The 18,680-nt window shown below is 69.3% G+C and carries 15 protein-coding genes, 1 tRNA gene and 1 pseudogene; 8 read left to right on the top strand and 9 right to left on the bottom strand.

Annotated features, from left to right (window positions below; genetic code table 11):
* Window positions 1-143: 143 nt before the first annotated feature.
* From AB0I22_RS10105 to AB0I22_RS10115, 3 genes are all read left to right on the top strand, one after another.
* On the top strand, window positions 144-1,358 hold the full coding sequence (locus tag AB0I22_RS10105) for a DNA polymerase III subunit delta' (protein WP_363130223.1): 1,215 nt from the start codon (window positions 144-146) through the stop codon (window positions 1,356-1,358).
* 161 nt (window positions 1,359-1,519) lie between these two features.
* Window positions 1,520-3,094, top strand: a complete 1,575-nt coding sequence (locus tag AB0I22_RS10110; protein WP_363130224.1) for an alpha/beta hydrolase — start codon at window positions 1,520-1,522, stop codon at window positions 3,092-3,094.
* A gap of 84 nt (window positions 3,095-3,178) precedes the next feature.
* Window positions 3,179-3,252 (top strand) — tRNA-Thr (locus tag AB0I22_RS10115).
* Window positions 3,253-3,380: 128 nt separating this feature from the next.
* On the opposite strand, the gene AB0I22_RS10120 is transcribed toward AB0I22_RS10115, so the two are convergent.
* A complete protein-coding gene (locus AB0I22_RS10120; protein ID WP_363130225.1) occupies window positions 3,381-5,039 on the bottom strand; it encodes a site-specific integrase in 1,659 nt (552 codons plus the stop codon).
* Window positions 5,036-5,737, bottom strand: coding sequence for a helix-turn-helix domain-containing protein (locus AB0I22_RS10125; protein ID WP_363130226.1), 702 nt, complete (start codon window positions 5,735-5,737; stop codon window positions 5,036-5,038). Before AB0I22_RS10125 ends, AB0I22_RS10120 begins: the two co-directional genes overlap by 4 nt.
* Before the next feature lie 94 nt (window positions 5,738-5,831).
* On the opposite strand from AB0I22_RS10125, the gene AB0I22_RS10130 reads away from it, so the two are divergent.
* The 5 genes and pseudogenes from AB0I22_RS10130 to AB0I22_RS10150 all read left to right on the top strand — a co-directional run bounded on the left by AB0I22_RS10130 (window position 5,832) and on the right by AB0I22_RS10150 (window position 11,433).
* Complete coding sequence (locus AB0I22_RS10130) at window positions 5,832-6,062, top strand: hypothetical protein (RefSeq protein WP_030782216.1); 231 nt, start codon at window positions 5,832-5,834, stop codon at window positions 6,060-6,062.
* A 233-nt stretch (window positions 6,063-6,295) separates the two neighbouring features.
* Window positions 6,296-7,569: pseudogene (locus AB0I22_RS10135) on the top strand (DUF3631 domain-containing protein).
* Window positions 7,570-7,990: 421 nt separating this feature from the next.
* The gene (locus AB0I22_RS10140) at window positions 7,991-8,794 is read left to right on the top strand and encodes a DUF2637 domain-containing protein (protein WP_363130227.1); all 804 of its coding nucleotides are present in this window, start codon (window positions 7,991-7,993) and stop codon (window positions 8,792-8,794) included.
* Between the two features lie 372 nt (window positions 8,795-9,166).
* Window positions 9,167-9,727 (top strand): MobC family plasmid mobilization relaxosome protein, encoded by a 561-nt coding sequence (locus AB0I22_RS10145; RefSeq protein WP_363130228.1) that lies wholly within the window; start codon window positions 9,167-9,169, stop codon window positions 9,725-9,727.
* Entirely contained in the window at window positions 9,724-11,433 is a 1,710-nt protein-coding gene (locus AB0I22_RS10150; RefSeq protein WP_363130229.1) for a mobilization protein, read from the top strand. Before AB0I22_RS10145 ends, AB0I22_RS10150 begins: the two co-directional genes overlap by 4 nt.
* A gap of 42 nt (window positions 11,434-11,475) precedes the next feature.
* Here the strand turns inward: AB0I22_RS10150 and AB0I22_RS10155 are convergent, their stop codons facing one another.
* The 7 genes from AB0I22_RS10155 to AB0I22_RS10185 all read right to left on the bottom strand — a co-directional run bounded on the left by AB0I22_RS10155 (window position 11,476) and on the right by AB0I22_RS10185 (window position 18,596).
* Entirely contained in the window at window positions 11,476-12,450 is a 975-nt protein-coding gene (locus AB0I22_RS10155; RefSeq protein WP_363130231.1) for a hypothetical protein, read from the bottom strand.
* A gap of 29 nt (window positions 12,451-12,479) precedes the next feature.
* A complete protein-coding gene (locus AB0I22_RS10160; RefSeq protein WP_363130232.1) occupies window positions 12,480-13,499 on the bottom strand; it encodes a glycosyltransferase in 1,020 nt (339 codons plus the stop codon).
* Complete coding sequence (gene serS, locus AB0I22_RS10165; protein ID WP_363130233.1) at window positions 13,500-14,792, bottom strand: serine--tRNA ligase; 1,293 nt, start codon at window positions 14,790-14,792, stop codon at window positions 13,500-13,502.
* Window positions 14,785-15,501, bottom strand: a complete 717-nt coding sequence (locus AB0I22_RS10170) for a histidine phosphatase family protein (RefSeq protein WP_363130234.1) — start codon at window positions 15,499-15,501, stop codon at window positions 14,785-14,787. Before AB0I22_RS10170 ends, serS begins: the two co-directional genes overlap by 8 nt.
* Window positions 15,498-16,289 (bottom strand): aminoglycoside phosphotransferase family protein, encoded by a 792-nt coding sequence (locus AB0I22_RS10175; protein ID WP_363130236.1) that lies wholly within the window; start codon window positions 16,287-16,289, stop codon window positions 15,498-15,500. Before AB0I22_RS10175 ends, AB0I22_RS10170 begins: the two co-directional genes overlap by 4 nt.
* Before the next feature lie 140 nt (window positions 16,290-16,429).
* Window positions 16,430-17,680, bottom strand: coding sequence for a methionine adenosyltransferase (locus tag AB0I22_RS10180; RefSeq protein WP_363130237.1), 1,251 nt, complete (start codon window positions 17,678-17,680; stop codon window positions 16,430-16,432).
* 79 nt (window positions 17,681-17,759) lie between these two features.
* Entirely contained in the window at window positions 17,760-18,596 is an 837-nt protein-coding gene (locus tag AB0I22_RS10185; protein WP_363130238.1) for an aminoglycoside phosphotransferase family protein, read from the bottom strand.
* Between the last annotated feature and the right edge of the window lie 84 nt (window positions 18,597-18,680).

The raw sequence follows: 18,680 nt of genomic DNA on the forward strand, positions 1-18,680 counted from the left end.
GGGGCGGGGCTCATGGAGCCCCGCCCCTTACTTGTGCCTCTTCCAATGCCCCTTACGCGGCCGGGCCCCCGTCGGCGCGGGCCGGACTGTCGGACCCATGACCCACAATGGGTAGCCGCAGGGCAAACAGCGCGGAGGACAGCATGGCGGTGTGGGACGACCTGGTCGGCCAGGACCAAGTGACGGCGCAGCTCGCCGATGCCGCCGGCGACGCGGACCGGCTCGTCACCGCCGCGGCCAAGGGCTCCGCGGACGAGATCACCGCGTCCAAGATGACCCACGCCTGGCTCTTCACCGGCCCGCCGGGCTCCGGGCGCGCCGCCGCCGCCCGCGCCTTCGCCGCGGCCCTCCAGTGCGTCAGCCCCGACCGGGCGCTGGGCGGCGCGCCGGGCTGCGGTTTCTGCGACGGCTGCCACACCACGACCGTGGGCACGCACGCCGATGTCGAGATCGTCCGTACGGACCTCCTGTCCATCGGCGTCAAGGAGACCCGTGACCTCGTGCGCCGCGCCCAGCTGTCGCCCGCCGGCGGCCGTTGGCAGGTCATCGTCCTGGAGGACGCGGACCGGCTGACCGAGGGCGCGGGCAACGTGCTCCTGAAGGCCATCGAGGAGCCCGCGCCCCGCACCGTATGGCTGCTGTGCGCGCCCTCTCTGGAGGACGTGCTGCCCACCATCCGCTCCCGCTGCCGCCTCCTGACACTCCGTACGCCCCCGGTCGACGCGGTGGCCGACGTCCTGGTGCGGCGCGACGGCATCGAGCCCGAACTGGCCGCTCAGTCCGCCCGTGCCACCCAGGGCCACATCGGCCGCGCCCGCCGCCTGGCCACGGACGAGCGGGCCCGCGCCCGCCGCGCGGCCGTGCTCAAACTGCCGCTGCGCGTCGACGACGTCGGTGGCTGCCTCAAAGCCGCGCAGGAACTGCTGGACGCGGCGGGGGAGGACGCCAAGCAGGTGGCCGAGGACGTCGACGCGAAGGAGACGGAAGAGCTGCGCGCGGCCCTCGGCGCGGCGGCGGGCACCGGGGGCCGCCTCCCGCGCGGCACGGCGGGGGCGATGAAGGAGCTCCAGGACCGCCAGAAGCGCCGGTCGACCCGCACCCAGCGCGACAGCCTCGATCTCGCGCTGATCGACCTGATGAGCTTCTACCGCGACGTGCTGGCGCTGCAGCTCGGCTCGGGGGTGCCCCTGGCCAATACGGACGTACGGGCCGCGGTCGAGCGCATAGCGTCGGGGACGAAGCCGGAGCAGACGCTGCGCCGCATCGAGTCGGTGATCGCGTGCCGCCGTGCCCTGGACCGCAACGTGGCGCCGCTCCTGGCGGTGGAGTCCATGACGATGTCCCTGAGAGCCGGCTGAACGCTTCCTCCCCGCTCTTTAGCTCGTCAAGGCCGTCCTCACTCGTACGAGCCGTAACGGCCGCGGAACGGAGCCGCGCCACCTTCATCCCGATACGCTCCGAATGCGTTTGATCACCAGGCGCGTTCGAACCGACCACGGCAAGAGCAAGGGACCAGCCGATGACCAGCAGCCGCCTGCTCCGCACCTCCGGTACCGTCGCGGCGGTCGCCGTCCTCCTGATCTCCGGCTGCACGACGGGTAGCTCCGCATCCCAGTACAGCAAGGGCGCCGGCCTCGCGAAGGACGAGGCCACGCCGCTCCGACCACTGCCGGCCACGCCGCCGGCCGCTCTGAAGCCGTATTACGGGCAGGAGCTGGCCTGGCACGCGTGCCGGACGCGCGGGTTCGAGTGCGCCACGCTGAAAGTCCCGCTCGACTACGCCCGACCAGGGGCCGGCGGAGACGTGAAGCTCGCTGTGTCCCGTAAAAAGGCGACGGGCCCGGGGAAGCGGATCGGATCGCTGCTGGTGAACCCGGGCGGCCCCGGCGGCTCGGCCATCGGGTACCTCCAGCAGTACGCGGGGCTCGGCTACCCGGCGCCGGTCCGGGCCCGGTACGACATGGCCGCGGTGGACCCGCGCGGAGTGGCGGCCAGCGAACCCGTCACCTGCCTGTCCGGCCGGCAGATGGACGAGTTCACGGCGACCGACCAGACCCCGGACGACGACGCGGAGGCGGCGCGCCTGGTGGCGGCGTACAAAAAGTTCGGCCGCGGCTGCGAGACCCGCTCCGGCCGCATCCTGGGCCACGTCTCCACCATCGAGACCGCCCGCGACATGGACGTACTGCGGGCCGTACTCGGCGACGGGAAGCTCAACTACGTAGGCGCGTCGTACGGCACCTTCCTCGGCGCGACCTACGCCGGGCTGTACCCGAGCCGCGTGGGCCGGGTGGTCCTCGACGGGGCGATGAACCCCTCGCTCGACGCGGAGCGCATGAACCGCGAGCAGACCGGGGGCTTCGAGACCGCGTTCACCTCGTTCGCCAAGGACTGCGTCAAGCGCAAAGGCTGCCCCCTAGGCACCGAAGGCCCGGTCGACGCGGGCCGCCGCCTGAAGGCGCTCTTCGACCGCACCGACCGGCACCCGCTCCGCACCTCCGGCCCCCGCCGCCTCACCGAGAGCCTGGCGACCACCGGCGTGATCTCCGTGATGTACGACCAGGGCGGCTGGCCCCAGCTCCGTACGGCCCTGAAATCCGCGGGCAAGGGCGACGGCAGCGCCCTGCTGGCCCTCTCGGACCACTACTTCGAACGGAACAGCAAGGGCGGCTACGCCAACCTCATGTTCGCCAACCCCGCCGTGAACTGCCTGGACCTCCCCGCCGCCTTCCATGGCCCGGACGACGTCCGCGCGGCGGTCCCCGCCTTCGAGAAGGCGTCCCCCGTCTTCGGCCGGGGCCTGGCCTGGTCCGCCCTGAACTGCACCTACTGGCCCCGCCCGGCCACCGGCCGCCCCCACCGCATCGAAGCCAAGGGCGCGGCCCCCATCGTCGTGGTCGGCACCACCCGCGACCCCGCCACCCCCTACCGCTGGGCCCGCGCCCTGGCCGCCCAGCTCACCTCCGGCCGCCTCCTCACCTACAACGGCGACGGCCACACCGCCTACGGCCGCGGCAGCGCCTGCATCGACACCGCCATCGACACCTACCTCCTCAAAGCCACACCCCCCACCAGCCACAAGACCTGCACCTGAGGCCCACCCCCGCCCACGTACGAAGCACCCCGCGGACCTGTGTAGACTTGGCGACGCCGCAAACGCCCTTCGGCAACGCGGCGCGCCGCCTTAGCTCAGTTGGCCAGAGCAACGCACTCGTAATGCGTAGGTCTCGGGTTCGAATCCCGAAGGCGGCTCGGATCAGCCCCAGGACTCACTCGCCGTGACCTGGGGCTTTTTCATGCCCGAGGCATGACGAGCCGCACGACGCGGATGTCGTGGAAGTGCTTGCGTGAGCGATGCGTGAGCGGAGCGGCTCGGGGACCTACTTCTTGGGCTCCCGGCGCTTGGCCTTCTTGGCGTCCTGGGCCGGGGTTTTCGCCTTGTCCTTCGGCTTGCCGCCCTTTACCTTGCCTACGTTCTTGGCCCCGGCCTTCTTGGCCTTCTCCTTCTTCGCGGCCTTGCGTGCCGCTTTCTCGGCCTCGGCCTTGCGCTGGAGGGGGACGAGCTTCGCGGTCGCTTCGGCGGCGCTCCTGCCGACGTGGGGCAGGACGCTCTGGTAGATGTCCCGCGTGATCCGGGTGTCACTGTGCCCGAGTGTGTCCGACACGATCTTGATGTCGATGTCGGCGGCGAGCATGAGGGTGGCGGCGCCGTGGCGCAGGTCGTGCAGGCGGATCGGCGGCAGGCCGGAGGCGGTGACGAGGCGCTCGAAGAGGTCGGTCACCTTGCCGGGGTGGAGCCAGGAGCCGTCTTCCTGTGTGAAGACGTGGCCGGTGTCGACCCAGGCTGAGCCCCACTCCTTGTGGTCCGCGTCCTGCCCTTCGCGGTGCCGCTTCAGGACGTCGACGGTGTCGTCGTCGAGCGCGACCACGCGGTATCCGCTGTCCGTCTTGGGGTCGGATGCCTCGACCTCCCAGCCGTCCTGCACGAGCTGGGCGGAGACGGTGAGGGAGTGGGTGTCGAGGTTCGTCTCCGACCACGGCTGCCCGCACGCCTCGCCACGGCGCAGGCCGCAGAAGGCGATCAAGTGCCACATCGCGTACAGCCGGTCCTCGGCGACGAAGTCGAGGAAGGCGCCGGTCTGTTGGGGCGTCCAGACCATCACGGGTGACGGCTTCTCGCCGGTCTGCTCCCACTTGGCGACTCGCTCGTCCGTCCACACGAGCGCCTTCGGCTTGCGTACGGGGTCGATCTCGACGTGGGCGGCCGGGTTGAACGTGATGATCTGCTGCCCGATCGCGTCGTTCAGGGCCGCGCGGAGGGGCGCCTTCACGTGCTGACGAGTGGCGGGGCCCGTGATGCGACGGAAGGGCGGCATCTCGTCGATCGCGGCTTTCATCGCCTTGCGGCGGGCACGGTGCTCCGAGCCCTTCCACGGGATGGTCGCCAACTCGTCTATCGCGGCGCGTCGTTGGGCGTTGTCCTCCAGGATCTGGGCGTTGGCGTCGCGGATGTTGGTGAACATTTCGCTGAGGTGGCTGACGCGTGGCCGGTCCAGGCTCCGGTTGCCGATGCGCGGCTTCAGATGGACGCGGATGTCGGTCTCGTAGCGGTTGAGGCCGGACTTGCGTATGCGCTTGCCGGCCAGCCACCGGTCGAGCCATTCGGTGACGGTCAGGCTGCCGATGAGGTCTTGGCCGGCGTTGAGACGCCGCCGCGTCTCCTCGACCTCGGGCAGGGGCGAGCGCTCGCGGCTTACCTCGGCCAGCATCTCGGCGATGAGTTCGGTGCCCTCGGGGTCGTCCGATTCAGCGAGCCCGAGGAGGGCGCGTACGTGGTCGAGGTCGGCCTGGGTAGCTTTGAGACTGCCATACCCGCCACGGGCGAAGGAGCGTCGGCTGCCGTCCTCGCGGGGTGAGAGCTCCTGGCGTACGGAGTAGGTGCAGTGGTTCCTACTGTTGCGCTTGGGGCAGGAGGTGCCGAGTTCCTTGCCGGTCTTCGGGTCGCGGCAGGAGCAGCGGCGGTAGGTGGAGCCCTTCAAAGATCATTCTCCTCGGTGGTGTCGGGGTCGGTGCCGGTCGATTCGATGGCGCTGATGACGTCGGGCCACAGGTGTGGGGGTGTGACGCCCTCTTCCTGGATAAAGGCGCGGACCCGGTGCAGGCGTCTCTTGGCCTTCTCAGCGGCTACGGCGGCCTGCGCCTGGGCTCGCAGGGCCTCAGCCTTTCGATCCGCTTTGTGGACGGTCTTGGCCTGGTAGCGGGTGTGCTCCTCGTCTTGCTGTGCGCGGCGCATCTGCTCCTGCGCGGCGTGGTGGGCGCGGAAGTAGCGGAGCATGTCGTCGTCCGCGCCGAGGTCGGTCTCCTCCCCGGTGAACCAGCGCAGCGCGTCCAGCGACGTGGTCGGGTGTTGGAGAGGAAGGCGTTGTACGTCCTCGACGTAGCCAACGGGATAGAGCAGGCAGATGGGCGGGGTGTTCAGCGCCTCGGCCAGCACCATGACGTCGACCAAGGGCAGGTTGGAGCGGCGCCCGGACTCCATGTTGGCGATGACGTTGCGAGGGATCGGATGACCGATCTCCTCGCACTTGTCGGCCAAGTCCTGTGCGCTCCAACCCAGTTCCTTCCGCCGTCTGCGGACCTCGGCGGCCACGGTGGCCATGACCTGGTCCACCCACTCCGGGACGTCGTCCCCGTCATCGGCCTTCTTCTCTCTAGGATGGCTACGGTGTTGTGTCATAGAGACACATTAGCTCGCTTAGTGTTGATTCCAAGACCTGGAGACGGACGCAGAGGTCGCGTTCGCTGTGGGCTCAGTCATGGATGGAGTGCGCATGCGCGAGAACGAAGACGCCGGATGGGCGAAGGGGATGAGTCGCGAGGAGCTTCTGGGGCTCCCGGCGGCCGTTGACCTGGAGACGGGTAACCGGGCATTGGGGCTCGGCCGGAGCAAGGGCTACGAGCTGGCCAAGCGCGGCCAGTACCCGTGCAAGGTGCTCAGGCTCGGGAACGCCTACCGGGTGGTGACCGCAGACCTGTTGGCCTTGCTGGGGCTGGCCGCGTGAGGCGCCTGATGCGCCATAGGCCATTCTGCGCTGAGCTGACACAGAAACGCTGGACTGTGGCATGGCGTGGACGTACTGTCCGTGGTCGCTCGCGGTACCGAAACCCCCGCCCGCAAAGGGAGAGCCTCCGGCGGTGCAACGCCGGAGGCCCCGAGACTCCCCAGCAATCCCGTGAGATCCGCCCCGGCGGCAGGGGCGTGCAAGCCCGACACCGCCAGACGAGGAGCCGCCCAGTGCAACCCGAGAACCCCGACTCCTATTCCGCCTCCGCCCGAGCGGCCTGGCCCGCCACAGCCATCCCCGGCCAGCCCGGCGCCCACCTGCGCCCCGCCCAGGCCGACGGTGCCACAGCAGCAGCGAGGCGGACCCGGCGAGGGGCCTGGAGACCATCCCCGACGCGGAGCCGACGCCGGGCTCGGAGCTACTGGATGAACTACGTTCCCAGATAGCCCAGTTCGTGATCCCACCCTCTTCCGAGGCGCTGGACGCGATCACCCTGTGGGTGGCGGCGACGCAGCTCCAGCCCGCGTGGCAGCACGCCCCACGGCTGGCAGTGGTGGGTCCTGCGAAGCGGTGCGGGAAGTCGCGGCTCCTGGACGTGCTGACCGAGACGGTCCACGAGCCGATGCTCACCATCAACACCACACCAGCGGCCATCTTCCGCTCGATCAACGAAGAGGAGCCGCCGACGCTGCTGGTGGACGAGGCCGACACCATCTTCGGCCCCAAGGTCGCGGAGAAGAACGAGGAGACACGCGGCCTCCTCAACGCCGGCCACCAGCGCGGCCGGTACGTCACCCGGGTCGTCGGCAACGACCACACCCCGACCAAGTTCGCCACCTTCGCGATGGCGGCCATCGCGGGCATCGGTGACCTGCCGGACACCGTCATGGATCGATCGGTCGTCATCCGCATGCGCCGCAGGGCCGAGGGCGAGAAGGTCAAACCCTTCCGCTCGCGACGCGACATCCCCGCTCTGCACGAACTACGCGACCGCATCCGTGCCTGGGCCCTCCCGCTGCTGGAGGACGCTGCGAGCCTGGAGCCGGAGATGCCGGTCGAGGACCGAGCCGCCGACACCTGGGAGCCCCTGGTGATCGTCGCCGACCTGGCCGGCGGTCGCTGGCCCCGGCTCGCGCGGATCGCGTGCGCACGAATGGTCGCCGCCGAGGTGGTGGCCGAGGAGGACCACCCGAGCGGGGCGCGGATCCTCGCTGACATCCGACGGGTCTTCTTCGCGCAGCGGGAGGCGGACAGCCTCTCCACCGAAGACCTCCTGCACCACCTGAACGCGGACGCCGAAGCCCCCTGGGGAGAGCGTGGACGCTACGGCCTGACCTCCCGGGAACTCAGCGGGATGCTGCGCGACTACGACATCCGGCCCGGCAATGTACGCATGGTCGACCGGACGCAGCGCAAGGGCTACACGCGCAACAAGTTCCTTGACGCCTGGCGGCGCTACTGCCCGACCGTCCACCCGGTCAACGCCCGTCGCGGCGAAGACTGACCCCCACCTCCCTGGTTGCCGTACTTGCCGTCCCTGCCGTGATCGTGCAGGTCAGGGCACACACCAGCAAGACGGCAGTCGAGGGCAAGACGGCAACGAACGCGCCTGAGCACGTGCAGCCAGCAGAGGGATGGCGTCCCGATCCGTCTTGCCCCGTCCCAGGCGTCCTCGCCGTATCGCCGCAGGTCACAGTCCTGCTTGCCGGGACGGCTGCCATAACGCAGCCGTCCCGGCAGGGGACAAGCCGTCCCAAGGCGGAGCCCGAACCGAAGCCGCCGCCTCCCTGTCCCGAATCGGGACAAGACGCTGGCGCTGCCCGCCAGGACGGCACGTCCGGAGCGCTGCCGTCCCGCGCTGACCTGCACGTGCAACGGCCGAGACGGCAAAGACGCCCCGCACCACCACCCCCAGGAGCTTCCGCTTGACCGCCCCGCACCTCACCACGCAAGCACCACAGCCACGAGCCGACGCCCGCAGCGAAAGGCAGCCGAAGAAGCGGGCTGACGCCGAGCAACTCGTGCTCGGCGCGGCCGGCCTCGTCATCGTCGCCCTGACAGACGGAGCGTTCTGGCTCTCCTACGCGCACCTCGCCGACGTCGCTGGCCAACACGGGCTCGGAGCAACTCCCATCCGCCGCTGGGCCTGGCCCGCCACCCTGGACGCGTTCATCGTCGCGGGCGAACTGCTCATGCTGCGCGCAGCGCTGCGCCGCATAACCGACCCCTGGGCAATCGCCGTCACCGCTGCCGGATCAGTCGGCTCCATCGCGTTGAACGTCGCCGGGGTCAGCGGAACGGACAACGCGCGTAGTGTCCCGCGCCTCGACTACGTGGTCGCAGCCGTTCCTCCGGCCGCCGCGATGGTCGCCTTCGGCGTCCTGATGCGACAGATCCACCAGCTCGTCGCATCGCCCGGCGACTCCTCGGACAGGGGTTCCGTACAGGCACAGGAACGATCGGTCGGCGACATCGGCCACAGCCACCGGCCAGACGCCGCTCCCGATGGTTCGCCTGCCTCCGGCGACGATCGGACGGAACCTGCGGCCCAGGTGCCGGAGAGCAAGTCGAGCGGTGGCCGTCCGCCGAAAGCGACCATCGCGGAGCTGGCGGACATCGGACGGACGACCGGTCATCAGCACGGCAAACTCACGCGCGGCCTGCTTCGAGCGGCAGTGAAGGACCGAGACCTGACGATCGGCAGTGAGCGGCAGACCGAGGTGATGTAACTACTTCGGCCGGAACTCGAAGCAGCCGGCATCGAGGTCTCCAGGCGCTGACCCCGGCCTGCTCGGGTGACCGGAACCCTTCCGGTCACCCGAGCATCGGCCAACCCGCCGCAGATTTCCACACCTGTGGACAACGCGACGGTCGCGCCGCGCAAACATCGCCGCCCCGCACGCCCAGTCGTACATGGAGCATCTTCCTTGACGCACAACCAGCACCTGCCTGACGACACCCACTCTGAGCCACCTGCGTCGCCGCAGTCCCCTACGCTGCTGCCACGTCTGCGGCGGGCGTTCGGGCGGACGGCCCCTGGCGGAGCCAGTAGTACCCCGAGTCCGACTCAAGTCCGGTCTTCGGGGGTTTCCGCCCCAGGGGTGGCGGAGACAGCCCAGCGCCAGGGGGCGCCGGACCGGGAGGTCCGAGCCGAGGACGGCCCCGACCAAAACGAGCTCCATACCGTCCAGCAGCAGATCCTCCACCCCACACCCACCACCGAGCCGCCAACAGGCGAGCGAGAAGCGCAGAGCGTCCAACCGGCGATCCGTCGTTTCACCGGCATCAAGCGGACCGTCCGTGTCGGCCCACTACGGTTCACCGGCGACGAGCACAACGTGCCCCAGGAGGCCGCCGCCGAGCACGGCTACAAGGGGGAATCCGGCTTCGCTGCCGACATCGTCCTCGCGTTCGTCTCCGGTCGGTTCACGGCGAACCTACCGCTGTCTGAGGACCGCCGCCGCACCCACATGTTCCGCGCCCAGGCGCTGCGCGAGCTCAACCGGATCGGCGTCAACGTCAACCAGATCGCCCGCGCCCTCAACAGCGACCTCACCCCACCCGACGTACGTCACCGCCTCGACGAGCTGCACCGCCTGCTGGAGCTGATCGCCGAGGCCCTGCGCGAACCCGCCGACCCCAGGAAGGACCAAGCCGCGTGATAGCCGCCATCAAGCCGACCGGGTCCAACACCCGTGGCCTGCTCGCCTATCTCTACGGCCCCGGTCGGCACGATGAACATCTCGATCCGCACATCGTCGCGGGCTTCGCCATGCTCGGCATGCCCGATCCCGGCCAGAACCCCGACGCCACCCTCACCCAGCTCGCCCGCCACCTCGACGAGCCCGTACGGCTCCGCAACAGCGAGTTCGGAAAGAAGGTCACCGACCACGTCTGGCACTGCCCCGTCCGAGCAGCCCCCGAGGACCGGCGCCTCTCCGACACGGAGTGGGCCGACATCGCACAGCGGATCGTCGAAGCCGCAGGCATCGCCCCACCCGGAGACGACCTGGCCTGCCGGTGGATCGCAGTACGTCACGCGGACGACCACATCCACATCCTCGCAACCACCGTCCGCGAAGATGGCCGCCGTCCCAAACTCCACGACAGCGGCATCCGCGTAGGCGACGCCTGCCGCCAGGTCGAAAAGGACTACGGCCTACGCCAACTGAAGAAGGGCGACCGCACCGCCGGACGCCGCCCCACCCAGGCCGAGATGCACAAGGCCGAACGCCTCGGCTGGGAGCAGACCAGCCGCCACTGGCTCCAGGACCGCATCCGCGCTGCCATCCCCCACGCCGGCAGTGCTGATGAACTCCTCGCCTACCTCGAAGCCGACGGCATCGCGGTCAAGCCGCGCCGCGGACCGTCCGGAGACCCCCTCGGCTACGCCGTCGGCCGCCCCGGCGACCTCAACAAAGACGGCGAACAGATCTTCCACCCTGGCGGCAAGATCGCTCCCGACCTCACCCTCCCCAGGCTCAAGGCCCGCTTGGGAACCACCGCGCCAGAGGAACACCCCACCGCCCGCCGAGAGCGCCGCACTACCCCCTGGCACCAGGCCACTGACGCCCTCGACACCCTCCATGCCGGCATGGCCGACGACTCCCACGCTCAGGCCCACATCACCGCGCTCGGCGAATTCATCGAGGCCACCGCCCAGAATGCCCCCGCCCACTTCCACGCCGAACTGCGAGCCGCTTCACGGGCGTTCGTCCGTGCTCAGCGCTCCCAGATCCGAGCCGAGAACCAGGTCGCCCACACCCTGCGCACGGCGGCCCGCGACATCGCACACACCGCCACCGGCCCCGACGGCAGCGCCCTGGCGACCCTGCTCGGCGCCCTCGTCTGGGCCACCGTCGTCGCCGCCCGCTGGCATGAAGCGAAGAACCACGCTCACCAAGCCGAGGCCGCCCGCCAGACTCTCCACCACCTCCAGACCGGCGCCGACCGAGCCCTCACGCCCGTCATCGAAAGCCTCGCCACTCGCCATCCGAACGACCAGGCCCGTCGCTCCCTCGTCCGCGATGTCCGCGCAGCCATCCCCGACTACGCCGACCGCATCCTCACTGACCCTGCCTGGCCGGCCCTCGCCACCGTTCTCGCCGATGCCGAAGCCGGCGGCCACACACCCCACCAGCTCCTCAAGGAAGCAGCCGCCCAACGCGAACTACACACCGCCCGTCAGCCCGCCCGCGTCCTGATCACTCGCATCCAGCACACCAGCCGAAACCCTGTGCCCAACCGCCGGGCAGAGGCTGCTCGCCGACGCTCGACCATGACGTCTTCGGTGTCGGCTCACCTCAATCCACAACCTGCAGCGGTACCCACGGCACCCGCCGAACGACAGTTCGGACGGCGCCGATAGTCCCAGTCGGTCTGGCCGACGGCGACACGAACGGCCAGCCCTTCAGGCACCCAGCTCCTCCTCCATCGCCATGGCCACGGCTGGCCAAGGTGCCTTCAGCTCGCCGAACAGCCGCCAGTAGCGGTACGACGCGCGAACCAGGGAACTGACGCCCAACCTCGCCGCACCAGGATCGACCGTTGCGATCACTCGGCGAGTGATTCCGCCTGCTCCTCGCGAGGCGGGACGGATGCCGTGCCCGAGGAGGAGAGTGGCGGTGCGGACGGCATCCAGGGTCGGTGGTGGGGCCAGGGATGAGAACCTGCCGAATACGAGATCCCTCCACCCCAACCGAGTCCGTGCCCAGGCCAGTCGCTCAAGACCGGTACCGAGGTCCACGGCCAGACGGGCAGGGTTGTCGGCGTTCCACAGTAGGACGATGTCACCGACAGGCAGGTCCAAGTGCTTGAAGCGAAGTGTGATGCCCTCGACTTGGCGGCGCTTCCAAGTGGTCAGTGTGCCGTGGACGCTGATGTGGCGCGCGTGGAAACCGAGTCGTGACAGCACGCTGAACCAGCCGTCCAAGATTCCTCCGTACTCGTCCATGTGCTGGATCGGCTGGACACGGGAGACGTTGACGAACGAGGTCAGGAACCCTGGCCGAAGATCACCCGATGTGTCGCGTTGCCCGGTGAAGCGGACAACGGGCTGAGGCAGGAAGCCGCTGCGGTAGGTCACCGGACGCCCGTCCTTGAGATAGAGATCGAGGGCTTGGACTGCCGAGATCGTCAGCTCGGTCTCGCGGCCCCACTGAAGCGGCAGGCAGGTGTCCTGCGGGACGCCTAGTCCCGCGAAACCCGTCGTGAGCCCCGCCAGTAGTTCCTCCCACGACGGCGCCTGACGTGGCGGACGGTATGGGGAGCCTCTGTGTGCGTGCTCGATCTTGACGTGTCTGTCGGAGACGGTGAACTCCCAGTGGGCCCCGAGGATGCGCTGAAGGACCTCAGGTATGAGGATGCCTGAAGGAGGTGATGGCACGAACGGGCATTCTCTGGGATGACTCGACATCACGGCCGACTCGCCATCGCCCTGAAGTGGCGGGCCGGATCGAAGCGGTCCATCCCGATCTCCTGGACCTCCGCGTACTTCAGGTCCTCAGCCTTCTCGATCGCCCGCGCGAGGAGTTCCGCTGCCGTCTCGTCGTCCACGACAGGGTCGGCCACCGCCACCACGCCGGTCTGATCGCACAGAGCGGCTTGGGCGCATGTGCCCTCGCGCCAGGTGAGCGCGGCCATGGGGGTGCCGACGCGGAGAGACTCGCCGAAGACCGCGGCGCCAGCCTCCACGTATGCACGGGCGTAGGTGTAGACGAAGACGGAGGCGTCGCGGATAGCAGCCGTCTTAGCGGGGCCGCCGAGTTCACCGACCCACTTCACGTGGTCCGCGCTGAAGAGGCGTTGGTGGCGTCGTACGTACGCGTCGTCGAAGACGGGTCCGACGATCTGGATCCGGCGTCCGAGGATCTGGGCGGCTCGGACGGCGATGTGCGGGGCCTTTTCCTCGTCAATCCGGCCGAGCCATACGAGGTCGCTACCGGCGACGGCGGGCGGCTCTTCCTCGTCCAGGCCGAGGTGGACAGCGAGTTCGGGGATCGGTCGGTGGGCTGCGTACCGCTCGATCATCTCGGGCGAGTAGCAGTAGAGCCGTGACCGCTTGCCGTCGAAGGCCGTGTCCGCGTGCTGGAAGACGGGCGAATGCTGGAACGTGGCCATGTCGCAGTCCAGCTTGTTCCAGGTACGCGTCCAGGCCGGCAGCGACGGGTATTCGTGCCCGACGACCAGGAGGTCGTATCCGGCGCTGCGGAGCTCGCGCTCGGCGAGAGATCCGGGAGTCAGGTCCTCCAGGCGGACCGGCTTACGGACCCAGTCGTGTTCCAGGTCCGTGAGCCAGCCCGGCCCGAGGAGGTGTACGTCGGCGCCTGCGGTTCGGGCGCCTACGGCGACCGCCCACAGCCATCGTTCGATTCCGCCGTATCCGGCGGGTGGAAAGGCGTAGCTACCGGGGAAGTCGCAGACGCCGACGAGCACTTATGCCTCCGGTGTTCCGTCCGCCGAGATCCGGCGGAAGCCGAGGTACGGGAAGAGAGATTCGGGGAGGACGAGCGAGCCGTCCTGCTGCTGGCACTGCTCAAGGAGCGCGGCCAGGGTGCGGCCGACGGGCAGGCCGGAGCCGTTGAGCGTGGCGACGAGCTTGGGCTTGCCGTCCTCGCCGCGGGTACGGATGTTGGCGCGGCGGGCCTGGAAGGTGCCGAAGTTGGAGATCGAGGAGATCTCCCGGTAGGTGTTCTGGCTCGGGATCCAGACCTCGATGTCGTACGTGAGCTGGGCGGAGAAGCCGGTGTCGCCGGCGGCCAGCTTGACCACGCGGTAGGCGAGACCGAGCTCCTTCAGGCACGCCTCGGCGTGGCCGACCATCGTCTCCAGCTCGGCGTCCGCCGTCTCAGGGTCGACGATCTTGACCATCTCGACCTTGGAGAACTGGTGCTGGCGGATCAGGCCGCGGGTATCGCGCCCGTACGAGCCGGCCTCCGAGCGGAAGCACGGGGTGTGGGCCGTGAGAGCCAGGGGCAGCTCGGCGGGCGGGATGATCTCGCCGGCGTAGAGGTTCGTCAGCGGGACCTCGGCCGTCGGGATGAGGAACAGGTCGCGATCGGCGGCGCCGGTCTTGAACAGGTCCTCCTCGAACTTCGGCAGCTGGCCGGTGCCGGTCATCGTCTTGCGGGTCACCAGGTATGGGACACCGTGCTCGACGTAGCCGTGACGGCGCGTGTGGATGTCCAGGAAGAGCGTGGCTAGAGCGCGCTCCAGAGCGGCGCCGGCGCCGCGGGAGACCGCGAAGCGCGAACCAGAGAGCTTGGTGGCGCGGGCGAAGTCGAGGATGCCGGTGGCCTCGCCCAGGTCGACATGGTCCTTCGGCTCGAACGAGAACGACGGCGGGTTGCCGACCCGCCGGATCTCGACCGCGAACTCCTCGGAGTCGCCGTCCGGGGCCTCGTCGTCGGGGAGGTTCGGAATGGTCAGCAGGAGCTCGGTGAGCTCTTCCTGGACCTTCTCCTGCGCGGCCTCGATGTCGCGGATCTGGTCCTTCAGCTCGCGGGCCCGCTCCTTCAGCTTGGAGATGTCCCCACCCTGCTTGGCCGTCTGCTGGACCTCGCTCGCCACCCGCTTGGACTCCGCCCGCAGCTCGTCGGCCGAGCGGATGCTCTGGTTGCGCCGGGACTGGAGGTCTTCCAGCCGGGACAGGTCCAGGGAGTAACCGCGACGAGCGAGCCGACGTACCGCTTCGGCACCCATTTCAATCAGGGCGCGGGCATCATGCATGGGGAAGATCCTTCTTATCCGGCGAGTGGGACGGGGATACCGCATCGACGGTAGCAACCGCCGGGCGCTCGCCGATCCGCAATATCGACGCGTCACCGCCGGTGGTGGTCTCGCGCAGAGTGGCTGATTCAAGATCATCCATGAGCTCCGTGGTCAAGAGGGGAAGATCGTCGTCGCCGATGGCGAGCGGTTCGATATAGGGAGCCTCGGGGAAGAACAGCGGCATGGGCTCGCCTGCCGAGCGATCTCCATGCCAATGGAGGACGGAAACCAGCAGGCCGTGCCCGACCAGGACGCGGGGCCCTGGGTGCTCCAGAGCGGCGAGGACGCCGGTGAGCAGCCTGCGTATGCCCTCGTGCTGCGACTCCGCGGCGCCCGGCGGGCGCCGACGTGGGCCGTGCTCGTCGAGCCAGGCCGCGTATTCGAGGAAGGGCTTGCCCTCGAACTCCCCGTAGTCGAGTTCGTTCAGGTGGGCGTCGACAACCAGCTCGGGCGAGGGAACGCCCATAAGGAGCGAGGCGGTCTGCCGGACCCGTGGAAATTCGCTGGTCAGCCAGGTGGCCACAGAGTGGAGCGGGAGGACATTCCACGCACGGCCGAGCGACTGGCGGCCTTCGTCGGTCAGGAGGATCTGCTGGGTCGGGTCACCGTTGACGAGGTACCGCTTGCTGTAGTCGGTCTGGCCATGGCGAAGGATGTACGTCGTCACGATCCGCTCCGAGGGGTTGTCGCTGTCGCCAGGAGATCGCTGAGCACGGTGGCCATGACCGTGGCGCGTGGATCGCCGGACTCCACGTAGAAGAGGAGGCCGTGGACCGCCAGGAGTCGGCACCAGGGTGCGAGCACGGGGACGGGGATCCGGGACGTACGTGAGGCGATGGCCAGCCGTACGGTCGTCCCGCGCCCGAGCTCGTAGTAGATGGTCCAGAACGCCCAGTCGAACGCGGGGTCGCCCACCATGGGGAGCGGATCGATCAGCCGGGGGTGTCCCCGCCAGTCGAACAAGACGTTCTCCCGGTACAGGTCGGCGTGCAGCACCGTCGCCCGACGGGGGCCCTCCTCTAGATCGACGACGGCAGCGAACCCTGCTTCGACGAGGGGACGCCAGCCGTAAAGGTCGAGTTCGCGCATCCGTCGCTCGACCTGCGGACGCACTTCGTGGGCGAGGTAGTCAGTGAGGAGCGGAAGCTGCTCCGACCGGAGTCTGTGTCGCCCCAAGGTGTGGAGCCCGTGGACGGCCGCCGCCACCATTTGCAGCTCCCGCCGCGGCCGATCCGCGCCGCCGGGTTGCCCGCCGATGAGTTCGAGCGCGGCCACGGCCAGGTCGTCCGCGGCCTCCACGACCTCCGCCGTCGGGCCGTGGGCCCAGAGCCGCAACGCTTCCACCTCGTGGCGAAAACGAGATGGATCAACCCATGCCTTGAGGAGCAGCGGACGCCCGTCGGGACGGACCGCGGTCGCAATCACCGAGGCGTGGCCGGCGTCGTGGTAACTCACGAGCGTCAGCCTCCGCCTCCCTGCCGCACGCGCCAGCAGCCCCGGGACGGCATCGAGCCACGGCCTGGCCGCAGGCCCGTAGTGCGCGAGTAGCCGCTGCCTGCACCCCGCGGGGATCTCTCCGAGCGTCCGCTTCGCCATCAGCTCAGCTCGATCCCGTCCGAGACGAGCTCGTCCGTCAGGGCCGGGAACTCACCCAGTGCCTCCGCGACCAGGGCCTGCACCTTGTCGACCTCGGCATCCGGGGCGGAGAGGCGGATGAGGATGCGCCAGGGTTCATCCAGGCGCTGGCCGGTGGTGCTGACCAGATGCACTTCCGCGTGCCCGTCCGTGGTCTCGTGCAGGCGGTGAGCCAGGCGTTGCGCGGCGATGTTGTAGAGCTTGCCGACGTGGTAGACGGGGTTCTTGCCGTTGGCGCCCTCCAGGTTCATCGGCCGCAGCGGCGTGATCAGCCCGTTGACTCGGTTGCCGCGCCCGACGACGCCCTCGTCCCCGGACTCGATCGAGCTTCCGGTGTAGGTCAGGTACAGCTCGTCCTTCTCCGGGACGTCGCGGGCGTTGAGCCGGAAGCGCGCCTGGGCGCCCAGCAGCCGGAGGCCGGCCAGCCGGTGACACTCGGCGAGGACGGTCTCCTTGTTGCGGATGTACTCGGCCCGGCTGGCGACGTGCCGCGACTTCTGCGGCACGCACAGGACGATGTCGGCCTCGTCGCCGTCCGAGAAGCCCATGAGCTTGACGTCGGATCCGCACCACGCGTGGGCAAGGGTGAACTCGCTCTCGCCGGAGAAGTGGTTCACCAGGTCGCGGACGAAGGTCTCGAAGGCGTTCTCGGGGGCCCAGCCGGTCCCCAGCGACGTGTCGTTCGAGAGCCGTACCCGGCGCTCACGGAGGTCGTCGAGGGAGCGGGGATTGAACCAGCGCGTGCGGTCGGGAGTCCCGTCGCCGGTGAGGACCGCCCCCGGGCTGGAGTTGCTGGTGATGTTGAAGACGATGTCGAGGTGGTCCGATACCTCGGGAAGCCGCTCGGCGAAGAACGCCCGCACTTCGGCCTCGACGATCTCCTCGACGGGGACCGTCTCGCCGCCGCACATGGGTGCCGCGCGTCCGTTGACCAGGACACGGGCCGGGGCGGTCATCTCACCTGCCCCGTAACGGACTTCACTGGTGCCACCGAGGAGAGCGAGCTTGTCGAAGTTGTGGTGCAGCACGGCCCCGAAGCGCGCGACGGTGTGGTGGCTGTAGGCACGGGACAGCCGCTCGGCGAGGTGATCGGCGAGGGTGTCCGGGTGGCCGAGGCCCTTCCGCTCGACGATGGTCGTCGCGTCCGGTCTGGCCATGGCGGTGTCGATGACGAGGTGGCTGTTGCCGATGGTCGTGCTCGTACGAGGCATCACGAACTCCCTTTCAGGGGTGGGAAGAAGGGGATGAGCGCAGGCGTCAGCACGCCTGGACGAGCGGTGCGGTCGAGATTCAGCGAGGGACTCCGGCAGCGCGGAGGTTCGCCACGATCGCTGCGAGCGACTGGTGCGCGGAAACGGCTTGTTCCTCGGCGGTGAGTCGGACGATGTCGTGGGTCGTGACGAGGGCGATGTCCCGGGTCCGGCGGCGATCGAGCCAGCGGAGCAGACGCCAGGCGAGCACCGGCCCGCAGAAAGGCAAGCGGCCCGCAAGATCGACTGGAATGCGCGCCGGCGCTACGTCCTCGTACAGCAGGTCCCGTACGAGGTGGAAGACGACGTCGGTGTAGTCGAGAACGGCTGGGCCGCAGGCGCTCGCCTCCCAGTCGACGACGTGCAGGTGCTCTCCGTCGACGAGGAGGTGCTCGGGCTTGAGATCGCCATGTAGGTGAACGGTTGGGTGGGCGTCGATCGTTTGGAGGGCCTCCCGCAACGCAGCCCACCAGGGCGTCCGTCGGCAGCGGGCCGAGAACTGATCCAGCAGGAACTGGCTCGCGGAAACAGGGCTGTCAGCCCGTGCCGCCCAGCCGGGGCCAGGGGTAGCGCCGGCAGTGGGCCGGTGAAGCATGCCGCTCACCGCCACGACGTGACCGATGTAGTCCTCCGTCGCCTTGCGGGTAGCCACCGAGCATGGCGTCCCGTGCACCGCCCGGAACACCGTCCAGGACCCGGCCTCATCGCATCCCGTCGCGAGGACGGTCGGAACCGAGATGCCGCGCAGGGCAGCACGCTGGACCGTGCTGGTCTCCCGTCGGCGTCGGCCCTCGGGGTCGATGCCGACGTAGACCTTCAGCACGGCACTGCCGTCCGTGGCGAACCGTGTTCTGGAGTACGGCTTGCGGACTGCCACGCCGAACGGCCCCAGCCCTTGTCCGGCCCATGGCTCCGCCGTCTTCGTGCTGCGCATCCTCCACACACCTCCGTCCCGTTCGAG

Source organism: Streptomyces sp. NPDC050610 (assembly GCF_040654875.1).
Classification (GTDB): domain Bacteria; phylum Actinomycetota; class Actinomycetes; order Streptomycetales; family Streptomycetaceae; genus Streptomyces.